Here is a 250-nt window from a genome sequence, read left to right on the forward strand (position 1 = left end):
CCGTATTTGTTCCACCTGCACAATTTGGAATTCCAGACCAAACAACTGAAGTGGTATTTCTGTTTACTTCGGTAAAAGCTGGTGCTTTGTCGGTTGTATCGGTATTCAATAGTCCGTTTATTCCTTTGATTGAGAAAGCGCTATTGAAATTATTATTAGTCACATAATAATCTGCAACTGCAACACGTCCACAAGAATTACTAACACTCACAACAGCTTTATATATTCCGCCGTCAGCAATTCCTGTAAT

General features: G+C 38.0%; 1 protein-coding gene. It reads right to left on the minus strand.

Annotated elements, in window-relative coordinates; genetic code table 11:
• Positions 1–250, minus strand: a 250-nt coding sequence (locus SB725_RS32860; RefSeq protein ID WP_410923655.1) for a hypothetical protein, incomplete at both ends; no start/stop codon positions are given.

This window comes from Pseudomonas sp. SIMBA_041 (genome assembly GCF_046535095.1).
In the GTDB taxonomy this organism is placed as follows: Bacteria; Pseudomonadota; Gammaproteobacteria; order Pseudomonadales; family Pseudomonadaceae; genus Aquipseudomonas; species Aquipseudomonas mucoides.